This window comes from Nocardiopsis codii (genome assembly GCF_036327455.1).
Classification (GTDB): domain Bacteria; phylum Actinomycetota; class Actinomycetes; order Streptosporangiales; family Streptosporangiaceae; genus Nocardiopsis; species Nocardiopsis codii.
Window position 1 is genome coordinate 91,728 of the sequence record NZ_JAUZMY010000015.1, and the last position, 16,521, is coordinate 108,248.

Consider the following 16,521-nt stretch of genomic DNA (forward strand, 5'->3'; position numbering starts at 1 on the left):
TGGTGTGAAGCGGGCGCTCGGGGCGACGGGCTCAAATCGGTCGGGCCGGTGCGGGCAGTCTCCCCGGGGTCGACGTCGAGCACGTGGACGCCCTCGGCAGAGGAGACCACGATCGTGCCGGCGGGGGTGACCAGAAGGTCACACACCTGTGGCGGCACCGACCAGGGGATGACGACCTTCTCCGGGGTGTCCGTGTCCAGGAACAGATGGCACAACCGCGCCGGAAGCTCCTGCGGGTAGTCCTGTTCCTCGACGAGGACGGCGACCGGCCGTCCGCCCCACTCGGTCACCCGCGACACCACCACCCACGGATTTACCTCTGGGAACACCGGCTCCAGATCGGGAAGGGTGACGCTGTCCCCGGTCTCGGCAAGGTAGGTGCGCCCGGCCGCACGAGCGGACCCCGGGGGCGTAGGGGGTATCGGCCGCGAGGTTCGGCGCCGTACCTTCGACGAGGCGATGCCCTGCGGTCGGGCGGCCTCCGCTTCGAGGGTGACCACGGTTCGGCGGGAAGTCGTGCCCTTCCCGTGGTGTCTCAGGCCCTCGCGCACAGCACCATGGACGGTATGAGCCATGCCTCCACATCCCCTTCTGCGGACTCCGACCCCGATACCGCCTCGACGTCCTCCTGCCGGGTCGCGGTCGACACCGCATTCGTCTTCGCGCGGCGCGACACCGGCGACCTGCTGCTCGACCTGTACCGGCCGGCCTCCGCCGAACGTCCCGTGCCGGTCGTGCTCTGGGTGCACGGGGGCGGTTGGTACGCCGGTGACCGCACCCAGGCACCGGACCTCGTACGCCGAGTGCGCGCCAGTGGATACGCCTTCGCGAGCATCGACTACCGGCTCTCCGATCAGGAGTCCTTCCCTGCCCAGCTGCACGATGTGCGGGCCGCGATCCGCTTCCTGCGCAGGCACGCGGAAGGGTTCGGGCTCGATCCGCAGGCGATCGGGGTGTGGGGCGGCTCCGCCGGCGGTCACCTGGCCGCGCTGGCGGGCCTTACCGGCCACATCGGCGCCCTGGTCGACGAGGAGGACACCGGCGGCGACCCGTCGGTGCAGGCCGTCGTCGCCTCCTACGCCCCCGTGGACCTTGCCGTCGTGGTCGCCGAGGCCCAGTCCGGGCACTCTGATGCGGACGCCGCGGCCTCCCCAGAAGGCCGGCTGCTGGGCGGAGCTCCGGCCGAGCTCGTGGACGCGGCGCGGTACGCCTGCCCTCTGACCTGGGTCCACGCCGACGCACCGCCGTTCCAGCTCTCCCACGGGACCGTCGACGACCTGGTCTCGTACAGGCAGAGCGAACTCCTGCACGACGCCCTGGCCGCTGCCGGCGCGTCGAGCGAGCTCTACCTCCTCGACGGCTACAAGCACGGGTTCCTCAACGAGGCGGGCGGTCTCGACGGACAGCCCGCGGCGGTGATGGACGACGGCCGCCTGGAGCTGGAAGGGGCGGCCCGAGCCGCGCGGCGCCGTACGGCCGAGCCCGACGCCGGGGAAGTACGGACCACCTTCGGATTCGCGACCGTGGACGACTTCCTGCGCAGGCACCTCCCAGTGCATCTACGGCAATCAGGTGTCCCTGGGCAGCCTGGGCATCAACATCGTCGGGCGCTCTGCGCGGCTGACCCTCAGCTACCGCACCACTCGCGAGATCCTCGGCTCCGCCCTGGGTCTGCTGGGTGAGGAGACCTGGGACGACCTCGACGAGGGCATCGACACCCTCCGAGGCTATCGCTCGGTCCTGCGCGGACCGTGGCCGTCCTTCCACGGGGCCGACACGTGGGAGGACGAGATCGACGCCCTGGTGGCGCGGATCGGCGCGATCAGGGAGCAGGCGCAGGCCGAGGGGAAGCTCGCGTCCATCGCGGTGGCGGTGCCCCATCGCGACATGGTCGGCGAGCTGGAGCGCGGACTCGTCCGGGCGAGGATCAGCGCCGCGTCCCTGCGCCCCGAAGGGCCGCCTGCCGGCCACGAGGAGTCCGTGCACGTGGGTACTCTGCACCGGTACAAGGGGCTGGAGTACCAGCACATGATGGTCGCCGGCATGACCGACGGGCTGGTGCCCCACTCCAGTGTGGACCGCTACAAGGACAGTGACCCGGCCCGGTATCGCAGTGAACTCCAGATGGCCCGGTCCCTGCTTTTCGTGGCGGCCACGCGTGCGCGCGACTCGCTGCTGGTCTCCTGGCACGGTGAGCCCAGCCGGTTCCTGCCCCCGAACGCCACCGCTCTGGCAGCCGCGCCCGTCCCACCGGCACAGGAGAAAAGGCACAGGCAGAGGAAGCGAACCTGGGAGACGGGCTGTTCAAGCCCCCGAACGCGCTGCTGTAGGACGATCTGACACGGACGGGACCCGGCTTCGGGACGAGGGCGGGTCCCGTCGGGGGATATCAACGGGTCCGCCCGGTGGGGAGCGGCCGTCCCACGGGCCGGGTCGAGGATTTCCGCTGCCGTGGCAGGTGGAGGTATCGCGCACACCACGGATGTTCAATTCACATTGAGCAACAAAAGGAGCAAACTGGTACGAAGTGTACTTTCGTGTATGGAGTGCCGAACTCCGTGCCGGGGGAGGTGTGGTCCGGTGGACACGTCATTACGGGTCCTGGTCGCGGAAGAGGGGTCACCCCCCGACCGTGTGGACGAGATGACACGCCAGCTCAGACGCGAACTGCTCCAGCTCGACGTGGACGACGTCGCACCGGCGCGAGGGGGTGGGGCACCACCCGGGGCACGCGCTTGGGGTGTGGCGGAGACCGGGGCTCTGCTGGTCACCATGGGCCAGTCCGCCAACGCCCTGCGGGCGGTCGTCGACGCCGTCAGGAACTGGCGGGCCCGCTGCCGGGAACGCCCGGCCATCCGGCTGGTGATCGACGGAGACGTCCTGGAGATCTCCGAAGCCACCCCCGACCAGGCCGCACGGTCCTTCGAGCTGTTCGCCGACCGCCACTCATCCGACGGAGCCGGGTCATGAACGGCATCCGGCACGCCCTGATCGTCGCCACCGACACCTACCAGGACGACGGTTTGGAACGTCTGAAGTCACCGGGTCAGGACGCGGTCGCCCTGGCCGACGTACTGCGGGATCCGGAGGTCGGCGGGTTCGAGGTCGAGATCCTGCGCAACGAGCCAGCGCACGTGCTGAACAGGCGCGTGGACGACTTCTTCTCCGACCGGCACCGGGAGGACTCACTTCTCCTGCACTTCTCGTGCCACGGATTGAAGAACGACTCAGGAGAACTCTTCTTCGCCGCCGCTGACACCGTTCCCCGGCGACTGTCCTCGACCGCGGTCTCCGCCGACTTCGTGCGCAGGAGCATGAACGAGGGGAGGGCGCGCAACGTCGTGCTCTTTCTCGACTGCTGCTACGGCGGAGCGTTCGTGACGGGTATGGGCACCCGCGCGTCCGGCAACGCGAACGTGTTCGACTCCTTCTCCGAAGAAGCATTCGACAGCGGGCGCGGGTGGGCGGTGATCACCGCTTCCAGCGCCATGGAGTACTCCTTCGAGGGCACGGAGTTGGCCGACGACCGGCAGGTGCGCCCCTCGGTGTTCACCCGGGCGCTTGCCGCCGGGCTGGCCTCGGGTGAGGCGGACCTAGACGCCGACGGACGTGTGTCGGTCAACGAGCTGTACGACTACGTCTACGACCAGGTCCGCAGGGAGAACCCGCACCAGACGCCCAGCCGCAGCTTCCACCTGCAGGGCGACGTCTACCTGGCCCACAGTAAACGGCGCAGGACCGACACGGAAGGACTGCCGCAGGCGTTGAGGTCCGCGGTGGCGAGTCCTGACGTGTTCACCCGGCGTGGAGCGGTCCCCGAGCTCCGAGACCGTCTGCAGAGCCCGGACCCGGAGATTGCCGAGGTGGCGAGCCAGGCACTCCACGGGCTGGTGCTCAACGACATCCGGTCGATCGCGGACGAGGCGTCCCACGCCCTGGACGAAGTGGCGGTACGCCCCTCACCAAGAGCGCTGGACTTCGGCCGGGTGGTCCAGGACTCTCCCGCGCCGCACCGCAGGGTCCAGCTCCTCGGTCCAGCGCTGGCACACGAGTGCGTTCCGCATCCCAGGGAGCCCTGGATCCACGTGGTGGAGGTAACGGACGGGCTGGACGTGTCCGTCGAAACGGCTCGGACGGGCAGGCTGGAGGGCCCTCTCGTGCTCGAGGGCAGGGCCGGGGGCGCCTCGGTGTCTGTCCGCGTGGAAGTGGTGCCCGCTCCAGTGCCCGCTGAGCCCGCACCGACTCCGGCGCCGCGATCGACCGGGGGCGGCGGGGGGCAGGCCGCCGTGTCGGCGCGCCCCGTGTCTCCTGCCCCGCCACCTGTGCATCGACCAGCGAACGGGACCGCCTCCGGGCCCGTGGTCCCCGGACCGCGGGCACCCGACCCCGGTCTGCGGGGCTCACAGGTCCCGCCCACCGCTCGGTCGCTCGCCGGCTTCGGTCAGCGCTTGGCGGCGCGGACTATCGACTACGTGATGGTGCTGTTCTTCGCCGGAGCCGCGGTCTTCGCCGTCGTGCTGATCGCGTCGGTCCTGTCCGCTCCGAGCAGTTCCATGGACACGCTTGCCGACATCGTCCTGGTCCTGTTCTTCCTCGGGTGGGGAGTGCTGCTCTTCTTCTACGACTGGATCTTCCTCCGGCACCTGGGAGCGACCTTCGGCAAGATGCTCCTGCGGATCAGGGTGGTGGACGCGGCCGACGGCGGAAGGCTGAGCCGGGGACAGGCGGCGGGCAGGGCTGCGGTGTTCGGTCTGCCGCAGACGATCGCGTTCCTGGGGCAGTTCGTGGTCTTCTTCGAGTCGTTCACCGCGAAGGGGGATCCGCTTGGACAGGCCCTGCACGACAGCTGGGCGGGCACCGTGGTGGTGCGGGACCCTCCGGAGGAGGGGCACTGACGGCGATGCCCTTGCCGATGGGTCTTACCGTTCAGGACCGGGTGGAGCAGGTCACACGGACCGCGAGCCGGTGAGGGTTCGGGAGTCGGCATCCCGGTCGGGACAGAGCCAGGAGCCCTCGGCCAGTACCCGCTCGCCCGCATCATCGCACCGCAGGTACCTGGTGGGCGACAGAAGCAGGTCGGCGGGGGCCGCGGTCCACTGTTCCAGGGTCGCTCCGAGACCGGTGCGGAGTGTGCCGACATAGTGCTGCGGTTCTGTGGTGAACAGTTCCTCAGCGGTCACGGAGGAGCCTTCGTAGGACGATGGGTCCAGAACGACCGGACAGGCATGGGTTGTCCCGGCGATGCACTCCTTCGCCCGCTCGCGGGCTTTCCTGCCGGAAAACACTAAGCCCCCCGCGCCGACCGGGACATGGCGCAGGGGCGCGTGTCGGACGTCCTTGACGTGAAGCAGGACACGGCCGCGCACGGCGGCGAGGGGGCGGGTGGTGCGTGGCCGACGGCTGGGAGAGTTCTTCGCCAGCTGGAAGAGGTCGCTCCCCGCGCTCGTCACCGCCGCCACCATCGTGTTCGGTGCCGCAGTGGTCGCCCAGTTCGCGGTCGCCGTGGCCGTCGCCTGAACGACGAGCGTCGGGCGTGATCGGGACGTCGCCCATCGGACCCATGAGGTGATGGGCAGCGCACCAGGACACACACCGCTCAGGAACCGTCGGTGACGCGCTTGCCGTCCCCGTCCTTGACGATGCTGAAGGCGTCCACGGTCGCGCCGTCCGCGGTGCGGGACAGGTACTCCAGGGTGTCGCCGTCCACCGCGACGTGCTGGAAGGTCTGGGTGTCCTCGCGCTGCACCTGGACCCGGGCGCCGTTGTCGGCCCAGTTGTCCTCGCCGGCGTCGTAGGTCTTGGGGCCGACCACCGAGACCACGTAGACCGGGCCGGTGTGCGCACCGGAGCCGCCGTCTTCGCCCTCGGCCAGGATTCCCCGGGCGTAGGAGTGGTCGTGGCCCTGCAGGACCAGGTCCACGTCGTGCTCCTCCAGGACCGGCAGCCACGCCTCGCGCAGCGGCTCGTTGTCACGTTCGGGGTCGCTGGAGAAGACCGGGTGGTGGAAGGTGACCACGGTCCACGGGTGGGGGTTGTCGGCCAGCACCCGGTCCAACCAGTCCCGCTGCGCGTTCAGCCACCGCTCGGGGTCCTCCGGGGCGGCCTCCCGGTAGTTCGAGTTGAGCACCACGAACCGCACCCCCTGGTAGTCGGTGTGGTAGGCCGTCCCGGCCAGGTCCGCTCCCCGGTCGGGGCCGTTGCCGGCGCCGGGGAACTGCGGGCCCCAGTGACGGCTCAGGCCGTCGTCGTACTCGTGGTTGCCCGGCGCGGCCACGTGGTTCATGCTCCCGGCCGCCTGACCGAGGGCGTCGAACCACTCGTCCCACTGGGAGGAGCTGTCGGCGTCGTCGATGAGGTCTCCGGAGTGCACGGCCAGCTCGGCGTCGGGCGCGGCCTCCAACCCGGCCCGGACGACGGGGGCCGCGTCCTCGGTGATGTCGTTCTGGATGTCGCCGAAGTACAGGAAACTGAAGGGCTCCGACCCCTCCGCCGCGGTGGTGAAGGTGCGCCAGTTCCCGATCTCCTCCTCCGAGCCGTCACCGGCACCGCTCGCGCCGATCCGGTAGCGGTAGGCGGTGTCCGGTTCGAGGCCGGTGGGGGTGGCCGCGAAGGTGGAGCCTGGTTCCTCGTCCCCGGTCGGGCTGCCGTCGACCCGGACGGTCTCCTCCGAACCGTCGTCAGGACCGATCTCCAGGAAGGACTCCTCTGCTCCGGACGCGTGCCAGGTCACGGTCTGGGAGGTGTCGGGCTCTGCTGTGGGCGAGAGGAGGACGCGGTCGACGGGGCGTTCGGACGTGGTCTGAGGGGTGCAGGCGCACAGCCCTGCCACGAGAAGGGTTCCGCACAGGGCCGCCGGGGCGCGGGCCGGAGCGGGACGGGGCGGATCGGCGGGCACGGAGGTACCTGTCCTTTCTTCCGGTGGCTCGGGGCCACGGGGCGGAGAGCCGACGGACCGGTTCGGGGGCGTCGTATCCGGCCCCTACCCAGGTGCACGGCGGTGATCCGTCGCGGTGGCCCTCCCGTTGGTACGGCCCCCGGAGCCTCTCGGTGACCCGCCTCTCACGTGGGCAGTGTTCGTCCTCCACCCTCGTGCCTGTGGAGAGTGGCGACGCGCATCCGGGTTCTCTGCCACCATCGGTGGGATGGAACTCGACCCTCGGCACATGAGCGCACTCGGCGGGCCCGTGGACGCGCGGACCGTCGTTCTGTGTACGAGCGGAGTTCCGTTCACAGCCGTCTACCGTCCCGTGGTGGAGCAGTCCCGACTCCGGACGGAAGGCAGAACCATCGGCTCACGGTTGGGTGTCTACCAACTCCTGCAGGCCTTGCCCCTGGGGAAGTGGGTGCCGGTGGGTGCCCTCAGCGCACGCGAAAAGGCCATTCTCCCGGCGCTGCCCACCTGGACCCGGATACGGAGGAACGGGCAGGTCCTGCGGCTGGCGGACACGCCCGTACGGCTCGACCTGCTCGTCACCCGGGGCGAGAAGTGGCTCGACGCCCTCGACCGGGCCTGCGCGCTCGGCGCGGTCGCTCCCCGGACGGCGGTGTGCTCCTCACTCGGTGAGGACCGGGATCGGGCTTGTTGGGAGGCGGACTACTACGGGGTGGGACTGGCCGTGCCGCATGGCAGCGGGCTGCGGGTGCTGGTCCGCCCCCGCCAGGGGGTCTCCGAGTCAGTGGCGGCGCTGCATTGGCGCCTCGCCGAACGTGTTCACCGGGTCGCGGGGGAGCGAGGGTCCTCGTCGTCGGTGTCGGCCCAGTAGCGCAGTGCGTTCGAGGCCCTGAACGTGTCCTCCCGTGGTGAGAACTCCCTGTTGTGCCACTCGTACTCGTTCAGAGCCCGCCGGCACATCCCCTTCCATCGTGACCGGACACTCTCTGGAGAGGATTCGGAAGCGAGTTCCCGCCACCACCGGGACCAGACCGCCATGTTGTGGGCGTGTGCCGCCTTCTTGTCGGCGGAGTCCTGGAAGTCGCTGAGCAGCCTGCCCGCTTCGCCGTTGTTCCTGGCTTCGCCCCATTCGACGCAGGGCGTGCACAGGCACCGCCGGGGGTTCCGCAGGCGTTCGGCGAGGGTGGAGCCGTGGAAGTAGCCCATCAGGGCGGGCAGGACGACGTGAGGGCTGGAATCCGTCCCGGGCCTTCCGCCCCGCATCTCCGGAGGCACCGCGTGGCGGACCGATGCGGTGTCGCCGACGGAGGTGAACGACGCTCCGTACGCCATCGCGTCCAACGCCGCCAGGTCGGTCCTGAGCAGCGCGGTGTCCGGGCAGGAGCGGAGAACCTCCCTCAGGGCTCTCGCCCTCCTCTTCGAATCCAACGGGTTGTTCCGTGCTCCGAGGATCAGTGCCTTGGGCGCACGGACGCGCTGGAGGGAGGTGATGAGGTGCTCACGGCGTTCGGTGAGCCACGTCGCGTCCACAGGTACTGAGAAGACCACGGGCCTTGTGTCCGTCGCGTTCATCTGTCCGACGGCCGCGTCCAGTGCCCGCGCTCCCGCATCGTCGCACCGCAGGTACCGTGTGGGCGTCAGCACCAGGTCGGCGGGGCTTGCCGCCCACTGCTCCAGGGTCGCTCCGAGACCGGTGCGGTGTGTGTCGACGTAGTGCCGAGGCTCTGTTGTGAAAGGTTCCTCGGCGGTCGCGTAGAAGTTCTCGTAGGCTGACGGATCCAGAAGCACGGGGCAGCCGTGATCCGTCCCGGCGATGAACTTCTTCACGCCCTCCCGTGCGTTCTTCCCGGAGAACACCACGCCTCCGGCAACGTCCTGGACGCGACCCAAAGGCGCATACCGAACATCCTTGACATGGAGAAGTACGCGGCCACGTACGGCGGCGAGGGGGTCGGGTGGTGCGTGGCCGGCGAAGGGGGACGGTCCAGGGGTGGTGGGCACCGCTTCACCTCGTGGTTCCGCGTTGATATTCGCCTGTTCTGTGCCCGATGTGTGTGAGCCAGAACCTTCCGTGACCGGTTGAGGTCACGGAGGCGTGAATGCTGTGGCTGCTGATGCTTCGCACGTCTTCGCACGTCTTCGCGCGGCCGCGGATGGGGGGTCAGGTCTCCGAGTCGCCACTGCCAGTCCGATCCGGGGGCGGTCCCGTGGCTGGGGTTCTGCACTCCTGGCGAACAATGAAAAGTTCGGACTTTTCATTCAAGGGCATGATATATCGATATGATATTTGCATCTCTTCCCTTGTCTGGGTGGATTTATGCCATGCACCCCCGTCCGGTGTCGGTCATTCTTGGGGGATGCCTTTGTCTTGTCGGGAATAACGAGCCCCGGCGAGGATCATCCGTATGGCTTACAAGAAGAAGGCACGTAGTCCTCTGCGTTACTGGGGTGTGGTGGTTATCGCCCTTGCTCTTTTCGGATGGTTTGTTCCGGAAGTGGGTCCGATGTGGATCGCTGTCGCCTCCGCGGTCTCGGTCCTCTATGCCTGCTTCCAGATGCCGCTGCCGTGTGGCGCCTGGAACCGGGGCGAGGCGACGCGGTGCCGCAACAACTCCTCGGGGTTGTTGCCGGGGTGTCACATCGAGCAGCACCGGTGGCAGACGGCCAAGCTCATGCTGCGCAGCGGCGGATGGGGAGAGCTCCGCGACAAGATCTTCGCAAGTTGGAGGAGGGCGCTCCCGGCAGTCATCTCCGCTGCCACGATCGTGTCCGGCGTAGCGGCGGTCGCGCAGCTCGCGGTCGCCGTGGCCGTCGCCTGAGAGAGGAGCGGCAGTGGTGATCGGGGACTGCGTTCCGGCACACGACCGGCGACGTATCCGACAGGACAGCCGCATGTGTCCGGAGATGCGGGCTCGGGGCGCAGGAGTAACAAGGGGCGGATGGTCCGGTGTCAGGGCTCGCCGGTACTACGGAACCGGCCGGTGATGGCCTGGCGCAGGCGCAGGCGCAGGCGCAGGGTCCTGGGGTCGGGAAAGTCCTCCAGGACCGTCGGCGCCTCGCGCGACTGCTCACGTGTCCTCTCCGGGGTCCGTCGGCGGTCATCGCAAGAGCAAACCGGTCCAGGCAGGCCGCGAGCCTCCAGCGGTCCCCGTACCTGTGATACCCGCTGGCCGCATGCCATGTAGAGCTGCGCGGCCTCCTCGGGGCGGTCGAGGGTCCGATAGGCCTCTCCCACGCTCTCGAAAGGTCGTTGGTGAGAGCCCGTGCGGGGGCCTCGGGGCATTATGTGTGTCGGATGTGGCGTTCGGAGAAGCGGATGATCTCCCTGAGGACTTCGTGCCAAGTCTGGTAGTCATCTGCCTCCGGCTCGTAGCCGGCGCCCCAGCGGCCGAAGAATATGTCGTCCAGGTGCTGGTTGTCATGTCCTTCTTTCAGGAGGATTTCGGCCTCCTGTCGAATTCCCCTGGAGAGCTCATGGAGGGCCTCATTGCGTTCGAAGACGTCGGAGAGGGTCTCGCCGTCGATGGTCCAGTCCTGGTGCAGATAGTAGTTGAAGAGGTAGGAGAGGTTTCTGTATTTCTCTTCTGGAGTGTCCGTGATCTTCCTCGGAGTTCGTGTCGGGGGAAATGAATCCGGCCGGGGCGCGTGGGAAGGTCGGGTCGGCCCACGAGAATGACAGGGGAACGGGTCTGTCCCGGTGTCCGAGGCGGGGGCGGGACAAGCCCCGGGGCACTCGGGGTGAATGCCCCAGGGGTGGGGTGTGTGGAAGGAAGGGCGGTCAGCGGATGGGCGTCGTCTGGGTGAGGGCGATGCGCCAGTCGTCGCCCTCGCGGACCAGGACGTAGGAGGTGGCGCCCTCCACGGGGGAGGGGTGCTCGGGTTCCGGGCGCTCGTCGAAGACGGTCTTGGTCAGGCTGGCCAGGGCGACGTCGCGCGTGACGAAGCGGATGTCCTCGACCCGCAGGGCCGTCCGGACGTCCTTGAGCGGTGTGGCGAGGGCTTCGGTCATGGCGGAGTCGAAGGCCTCCAGGCCGAGGAGCCGCCGCCCGCCGAAGTTGATGACCACCGTGTCGGAGGTGTGCAGTGCCGGGAGTGCGACGGGGTCGTTCTGCGCCTGCTGTGACCTGGCGACCAGGTCGCGGATGCGCTGCTCGTCGGTGTCGCGGTCGGGGTGGGGTGCGCTCGTGGTGTCCATGGGGAGAACCTAGAAGCTCAACTTATGTTTATGTCAAGGCGCCCGGGCCGCCCCCGCCCCGCCTCACAGCCGCCTCACGGCAGGATCAGGCGGGGTCCCTCGGGGGGCTTCGGTCGGGGCGCCCACTCGCGGGGGTAGCCGAGGGAGACCTCGATGTGGGGGACGCCGTCCACGGTGATGGTGCGCGGGATGTGCAGGTGGCCGTAGACGACGGCGCGGGCGCGGTAGCGGGTGTGCCAGTCGGCGGTGGCCTCGGTGCCGCACCACTGGGCGAACTCGGGGTAGCGCAGGACGCGCGTGGGTTCGCGGACCAGGGGGAAGTGGTTGACCAGGACGGTGGGGGTGTCCGCGGGAAGCGCGTCCAGGCGCTCGCGCGTGTACTCCAGCCGTGCGCGGCACCAGGCGTCGCGGCTCGGGTGCGGGTCGGGGTGCAGCAGGTACTCGTCGGTGCACACGATCCCGGACGTGTGGGCGACGGCGAGCGCCTCTTCCTTGGTCCGGGTGCCCTCGGGGCGGAAGGTGTAGTCGTAGAGGACGAACAGCGGGGCGACGACGACCGGGCCGTCGGGGCCGGGCCACACCGGGTAGGGGTCCTCGGGCGTGTGCACGCCCAGGCCGCGCAGCGACTCGACGAGGTACTGGTAGCGGGCCTCGCCGCGCAGTTGGACCGGGTCGTGCGGGGCGGTCCACAGCTCGTGGTTGCCCGGGGTCCAGACGACGGTGGTGAAGCGCTCGCTCAGCAGTTCCATCGCCCACAGGACGTCGTCCGCGGTCTCGGCCACGTCGCCGACGACCAGGAGCCAGTCGTCGTCGGACGCGGGGCGCAGGGCCTCGGTGAAGGCACGGTTGTCGGCGTGCCGGACGTGCAGGTCACTGATGGCGACCAGGCTCATCGTCCGCGTCCCCCTTCGGTGGTCGTGGATCGCCGACACCCTACACACCCCGGGGGGTCGGGGGAGGGCGTCCCCCGTGGTTCGGGCCTTTCCCCGTATTCCGGGGCGGTGCGGGGGACTGTCGCCGTCCTCTGCTTGACTCCTTCCATGAACGTGCGTGAGGCGCTGCCGGACGAGATGGCGGCGGTCGGGGAACTGAGGGTCGCGGCGTACCGGGCCCTGGGGCTGTTGCAGGAGGGGGACCCGTACACGGACTCCCTGCGCGCGCTGGGCGCCGACGGCCGGGGCGAGGTGCTCGTGGCGGTCGAGGGGGAGCGGGTCGTGGGCACGATCCTGCTCGTCCCGTGGTCCGCGTCCAGCGAGGTCGCGCGAGGCCCCGACGAGGCGGAGGTCCGGGCCTTCGCGGTGGCTCCCGACGCCCAGGGCCGGGGCGTGGGCCGTGCACTGGTGCGCGCGGTGGTCGCGCTGGCCTCGGAGCGGGGTCTGGCCCGGATGGTCCTGTCCACGCAGCCCGCGATGCTCGCGGCGCAGGCCCTCTACCGGGCCCACGGGTTCTCGCGGACCCCCGAACGCGACTGGAGCCCCGTCCCGGGGGTCGACCTGCTGACCTACGCGCTCGCGCTGCCGGAACGGGTGGCGGCCCCGCGCCCCTCCGCGCACGTGCCCGGGGCGGGCTGAACCGCCCCGGCACCGCCCCGCTACCGCCGGTTCGCGTGCTCCGCCCGGCCCGCCCGGCCGACGCGCTCCGCGGCCCGCTCCACGACCCACCCCGCCGAGTCCCCCCGCTCCGCCTCCCGCCCCGACCCGACGTCGAAGGCCCTGTCGCACGCAGCCCGCACCCCGTCGTTGTGGGTGGCGACCACGACCGCGCACCCCTCCCGGCTCAACTGTCGCAGGACGTCCACGACCATCGCCGCGTTGTCCCCGTCCAGGGCGCCCGTCGGCTCGTCGGCCAGCACCAGGGAGGGCTCCTTGACCATCAGGCGGGCCAGGGCGACGCGCTGCTGCTCGCCGCCGGACAGGTGGTGCGCCCTCTCCTCCTCCCGGCCCGCCAGGCCGACCCGCTCCAGGGCCCGGGCGTGGTCGGGGCGGACGCCGCGCCGTCGCGCCACGTCCAGGTTGGCCCTGACGGTGGCGTTCTCGATGAGGGCGTAGTCCTGGAAGAGGTAGCCGAGCCTGTCGCGGCGGAAGCGCCGCCGTCCGCCCGGCCCCAGGCGGGTCAGGTCGGTCCCCTCGAAGAGGATCCGGCCGCCGCTGGGCCGGTCGAGCAGGCCGAGGCAGTTGAGCAGGGTGGTCTTGCCCGAGCCGCTGGCTCCGACGAGGGCGACCATCTCCCCGGCCCCGACGGTCAGGTGGAGGTCCTGCCACAGGACGCGCGACCCGAAGGACTTGGCGAGGTTCTCGGCGGTGATCATGGTGGTTCCCGGTGGTCTCAGGCCTGCGAGGAGCCTTCGCGGACGATGCGGCGGTGGAGGAGGGCGAGGGCGGCGAGGGTCAGGGCGAGCCCGGCCGCCGTGACGGCCGCGGCGTAGAGGGGCTCGAACCCTGTGGTCGGCACCAGTTGCGGGGGCAGGGCGCGGCCGGGGTCGTCGAGCGCCCGCAGCGTGGTGGCGGAGTCCCACGCCGCCCAGCCCACGAAGCCGAGCGCGATCGCGGCCTCCACGGCGAGGAAGCGCCGGTGGGCGGCGGGGAACGTCCACCCGCTGATGTGCCGGGCGAAGACGGTCTGGGCGTGCGTGCGGACGTGGACGAGGCAGGCGGCGACACCGGTCATCAGCAGGACCGCGGCGCCGGCGACCAGGGCGAGCAGTTCGATGCGCAGCAGGGTGAGCTGGGAGGCGTGGTCGGCGGCGGCCTTGTCGCGGATCGGCTGGACCGTGTTGACGTACTCGGCCACCCTCGGGTCGGACCGGGCCTCCCGCACCACGCCGGGGTCGGGGAACAGCACGGCCTCGTGCGTCATGTAGGTGACGTAGGTGCGGTCGGAGAGCGCGGCGCCGTTGGGCAGGGCGACGATCACCGGATCCCGCAGGAAGGGGGCCGCGTCCAGCCCGCGCGGGTCCTTCGACCCGTAGGTGAACACCTGCTGCCCGTCGGCCAGGGGCAGGACCTCGATGTCGGCCGCGGTCCCCGTGCTCCCGGCCTGGAGCCCGTACCAGGCGGGCGCCTCCCCCTCGACGGTGTCCCGGTGGTCGGCGTGCGCCCGCGGCATCAGGATGCGGACCCGGTCCTCGGAGGGGGCGGCGCCGTAGCGCGTGCCGTCGGAGGACAGGACCTCCTGCCGCGCGAGGAAGGTGTCGTTGACCACGAGCACGTCGAAGCCGGGCCGCGGGGCGCCGACGGGCACGAGGGCCTCGGGGGGATGCTGTTCGGCGATGACGATCCGCCCGTCGAGGTCGGCCTCGCGCAGCCAGGGGCCGAGCAGGGACTCGGCGGTCCCGGGGTCCTCGAACCCGGTGCTGCCGTTGAGGGTGGCGTGCGACGTCTCCCCGGTCCGGTCGAACGCCTCCAGTGCGGCGCGCTGCTCCCGTGCGGACTGCGCGAGGTGGACCGTGCCCGCGAGGACGCCGAGCAGGAGGAGCAGGACGGGGACGCGTGCGAGGTGGACGGCGGCCCGGGTGCTCCGGACGGGGAGGCGGCCCCGGAGTGCGGGCAGGATGTCGTCGGTGTGCACGAGGCCGAGCACCGCGGCGTGCGTCGCCAGCGCCGCGGCGGCGAAGACGCCGAGGACGGCCAAGGCGACGGCGGCGTAGAGGCCGAGCTGGTTCCACCCGTTGTAGAGGCCGAGGAGGATCAGGGCGAGGGCGCTGACGGCGGGCAGGGCGATGCCCCACAGCCGTGCGATCCGGCCCAGGTCGCCCCTGAGGATCCGGGCGTAGGAGTGCCCGTGCAGGCGCCGGACCCCGTGGTCCCGGGCGTCGAGCAGGACGCCCGCCCCGACCGAGGTGACGCCCACCAGCAGGGCCATGGCCAGGACGTGGAAGAGGGGGCCGCCGAGGAACGACTCCCACAGGCGTGCCTCGCTCGCGCCGACGCTCGCGCCCAGCCCGTGTTCGGCGAGCGCCCCGGCGAGCACCGGCGCGTTCTCCGGAGGACCGAAGACGAGGTAGTTGCCGCGGAGGCCGCGGCCGGCCAGGTCCTCCACGGGGTGGACGCGCAGTTCCATGGTGCGGCCGAAGGAGGGGTACCCGTCGGTGAGCCAGCCGGCCTCGGCGGAGCGGGGGTCCCCGGCGGCCAGGTACATGTGCCACAGGGAGTCGGGCGTCCGCACGTCCGGCGTGATGAAGCCGATCGCGATGTCGCGCTCCTCGGCGACGCGCTGGACGGTCCGGGCCACCTCCACGCCGTCGGCGGTGCCGTCGTCCTCGACGATCCACACCGCCGCGGAGTGCTGCGCGGTGGGGATCGTCAGCTCCCAGGTCGCGAGAAGCAGCGCGGCGATGAGCGCGGCGAACAGCAGGAACGAGGTGTGGGCGAAGGAGAGCGTGCGGTTGGGCATCGTGTCCTGGTGCGTGGTCGTGGAGCCGGGCGGGCCGGTGTCGGTGCGGTTCCCCGGACCCCGGGGACGCTACCCGCAGTGCCTCCAGTAGGTCTCGTTGTTGTTGACGGCGCGCGGGGCGGAGGCCTCGGACGTCTTGCCCGGCAGCATCGCCGCGGACGTGACGGTGTACGTGCCGACCGCCGTCGACCCGTGGCAGAGCGTCGCGTGGAAGTAGTCCGAGTACACCCTTCCGGTGGTGAGCCCGTGGTACCAGGTGCCGCCGCCGACGTAGCTGATCGCGGCGCCGGCGGCGCCGGCCGTTCCGGCGGTGAGCCCGGCGGTGATCGCCAGGGTCGCCGCGGCACGCTTCAGGGGGTGGTCCATGTGGTTCCCTCTCACGGCCTCCGGCACCGTTGACACCGGGGGCCTTGGTCGTGTGGGGCGGCGCTGCGCGGGGCGTCCTCGGGAAGGCCCTCCCGGCCGCGCGCCGGGGGCTTCCGCCTCGGGGTGGACAACGGGCGGGGTGCGGCGGCGCGTGCGCGGTGCGGGACGTGTCCCTGGTTCTGTCCCGTACATGTCGTGCACATGTCTCCGCGAGGGAAAAGTACCGCAGCGAAGCGCTTTGGTGACTCTTTGTGGCCACTACTGGACAGTGGCACGTCCGTGCCGGACCCGCGGGGCGCTCTGGCCTGCGTATCCGGGAGTCCGCGCCGGGGGGCGGCGCAGACGCCGCGCAAGACGACCGGTGGCGCGTGTGCGGTGACCGGACCGCGGGTAGCGGCGGCGGTCGGAGCCAGATCCGGAGCCGGGCCCCGGGGGAGGAGCGCGGGGCGCCCGACGCACCGGCAGGCCCCCGAGGCCCGGGAACCCGGAAGCCCTGCCACGTACCGGGACCCGGGTCCGAGGGGTCCGGCCGACGCTCGACCGTTCCCCTCCCCGCGGCGCGCGGGAGGCGTCGTCACCCAAACGATGCTTAACGCGGTCGCGGTAAACGTTGCCGCTCACGTGGGTGAACCCCGTCTAACCTGTGGGGGTCCCCGCCGGACACCTCCCCCTGACT

General features: G+C 70.8%; 17 protein-coding genes. 8 read left to right on the forward strand and 9 right to left on the reverse strand.

Annotated elements, in window-relative coordinates:
* The first annotated feature begins 566 nt into the window (after positions 1 to 566).
* The 4 genes from Q8791_RS16425 to Q8791_RS16440 all read left to right on the forward strand — a co-directional run bounded on the left by Q8791_RS16425 (position 567) and on the right by Q8791_RS16440 (position 4,895).
* Entirely contained in the window at positions 567 to 1,682 is a 1,116-nt protein-coding gene (locus Q8791_RS16425) for an alpha/beta hydrolase (RefSeq protein WP_330092590.1), read from the forward strand.
* Positions 1,573 to 2,340 carry a 3'-5' exonuclease gene (locus tag Q8791_RS16430; protein ID WP_330092591.1) on the forward strand — a complete coding sequence of 256 codons (768 nt, stop codon included), beginning with the start codon at positions 1,573 to 1,575 and terminating at the stop codon, positions 2,338 to 2,340. Before Q8791_RS16425 ends, Q8791_RS16430 begins: the two co-directional genes overlap by 110 nt.
* A 240-nt stretch (positions 2,341 to 2,580) precedes the next feature.
* Positions 2,581 to 2,970: a hypothetical protein gene (locus tag Q8791_RS16435; protein ID WP_330092592.1), complete on the forward strand. Its 390-nt coding sequence runs from the start codon at positions 2,581 to 2,583 to the stop codon at positions 2,968 to 2,970.
* Positions 2,967 to 4,895 (forward strand): caspase, EACC1-associated type, encoded by a 1,929-nt coding sequence (locus Q8791_RS16440; protein ID WP_330092593.1) that lies wholly within the window; start codon positions 2,967 to 2,969, stop codon positions 4,893 to 4,895. Before Q8791_RS16435 ends, Q8791_RS16440 begins: the two co-directional genes overlap by 4 nt.
* Positions 4,896 to 4,946: 51 nt before the next feature.
* Here Q8791_RS16440 and Q8791_RS16445 read toward each other — a convergent pair whose 3' ends face one another.
* Complete coding sequence (locus Q8791_RS16445; protein WP_330092594.1) at positions 4,947 to 5,180, reverse strand: hypothetical protein; 234 nt, start codon at positions 5,178 to 5,180, stop codon at positions 4,947 to 4,949.
* 205 nt (positions 5,181 to 5,385) lie between these two features.
* Here Q8791_RS16445 and Q8791_RS16450 point away from each other — a divergent pair, with 205 nt between their 5' ends.
* Positions 5,386 to 5,517 (forward strand): hypothetical protein, encoded by a 132-nt coding sequence (locus Q8791_RS16450; protein ID WP_330092595.1) that lies wholly within the window; start codon positions 5,386 to 5,388, stop codon positions 5,515 to 5,517.
* A gap of 79 nt (positions 5,518 to 5,596) precedes the next feature.
* On the opposite strand, the gene Q8791_RS16455 is transcribed toward Q8791_RS16450, so the two are convergent.
* Positions 5,597 to 6,895 carry a metallophosphoesterase family protein gene (locus Q8791_RS16455; protein WP_330092596.1) on the reverse strand — a complete coding sequence of 433 codons (1,299 nt, stop codon included), beginning with the start codon at positions 6,893 to 6,895 and terminating at the stop codon, positions 5,597 to 5,599.
* 247 nt (positions 6,896 to 7,142) lie between these two features.
* Between Q8791_RS16455 and Q8791_RS16460 the strand changes: the two genes are divergently transcribed.
* Positions 7,143 to 7,763 carry a hypothetical protein gene (locus Q8791_RS16460; protein ID WP_330092597.1) on the forward strand — a complete coding sequence of 207 codons (621 nt, stop codon included), beginning with the start codon at positions 7,143 to 7,145 and terminating at the stop codon, positions 7,761 to 7,763.
* Here Q8791_RS16460 and Q8791_RS16465 read toward each other — a convergent pair.
* A complete protein-coding gene (locus tag Q8791_RS16465) occupies positions 7,712 to 8,782 on the reverse strand; it encodes a hypothetical protein (RefSeq protein WP_330092598.1) in 1,071 nt (356 codons plus the stop codon). The two genes, Q8791_RS16460 and Q8791_RS16465, sit on opposite strands and share 52 nt — an antisense overlap.
* A gap of 614 nt (positions 8,783 to 9,396) precedes the next feature.
* Here Q8791_RS16465 and Q8791_RS16470 point away from each other — a divergent pair.
* Positions 9,397 to 9,711 (forward strand): hypothetical protein, encoded by a 315-nt coding sequence (locus Q8791_RS16470; protein ID WP_330092599.1) that lies wholly within the window; start codon positions 9,397 to 9,399, stop codon positions 9,709 to 9,711.
* A gap of 463 nt (positions 9,712 to 10,174) precedes the next feature.
* Here Q8791_RS16470 and Q8791_RS31835 read toward each other — a convergent pair whose 3' ends face one another.
* The 3 genes from Q8791_RS31835 to Q8791_RS16485 all read right to left on the reverse strand — a co-directional run bounded on the left by Q8791_RS31835 (position 10,175) and on the right by Q8791_RS16485 (position 11,980).
* Positions 10,175 to 10,636, reverse strand: a complete 462-nt coding sequence (locus Q8791_RS31835) for a contact-dependent growth inhibition system immunity protein (RefSeq protein WP_407942010.1) — start codon at positions 10,634 to 10,636, stop codon at positions 10,175 to 10,177.
* Positions 10,637 to 10,670: 34 nt separating this feature from the next.
* On the reverse strand, positions 10,671 to 11,087 hold the full coding sequence (locus Q8791_RS16480) for an SgcJ/EcaC family oxidoreductase (protein ID WP_330092601.1): 417 nt from the start codon (positions 11,085 to 11,087) through the stop codon (positions 10,671 to 10,673).
* Positions 11,088 to 11,161: 74 nt separating this feature from the next.
* Entirely contained in the window at positions 11,162 to 11,980 is an 819-nt protein-coding gene (locus tag Q8791_RS16485) for a metallophosphoesterase family protein (protein WP_330092602.1), read from the reverse strand.
* A 147-nt stretch (positions 11,981 to 12,127) separates the two neighbouring features.
* On the opposite strand from Q8791_RS16485, the gene Q8791_RS16490 reads away from it, so the two are divergent.
* Entirely contained in the window at positions 12,128 to 12,658 is a 531-nt protein-coding gene (locus Q8791_RS16490; protein ID WP_330092603.1) for a GNAT family N-acetyltransferase, read from the forward strand.
* Between the two features lie 20 nt (positions 12,659 to 12,678).
* Here the strand turns inward: Q8791_RS16490 and Q8791_RS16495 are convergent, their stop codons facing one another.
* The 3 genes from Q8791_RS16495 to Q8791_RS16505 all read right to left on the reverse strand — a co-directional run bounded on the left by Q8791_RS16495 (position 12,679) and on the right by Q8791_RS16505 (position 15,845).
* The gene (locus Q8791_RS16495) at positions 12,679 to 13,395 is read right to left on the reverse strand and encodes an ABC transporter ATP-binding protein (protein ID WP_330092604.1); all 717 of its coding nucleotides are present in this window, start codon (positions 13,393 to 13,395) and stop codon (positions 12,679 to 12,681) included.
* Positions 13,396 to 13,412: 17 nt separating this feature from the next.
* Positions 13,413 to 15,479 carry a hypothetical protein gene (locus Q8791_RS16500; protein ID WP_330092605.1) on the reverse strand — a complete coding sequence of 689 codons (2,067 nt, stop codon included), beginning with the start codon at positions 15,477 to 15,479 and terminating at the stop codon, positions 13,413 to 13,415.
* Positions 15,480 to 15,548: 69 nt separating this feature from the next.
* The gene (locus Q8791_RS16505) at positions 15,549 to 15,845 is read right to left on the reverse strand and encodes a lactococcin 972 family bacteriocin (protein WP_330092606.1); all 297 of its coding nucleotides are present in this window, start codon (positions 15,843 to 15,845) and stop codon (positions 15,549 to 15,551) included.
* Positions 15,846 to 16,521: the final 676 nt, after the last annotated feature.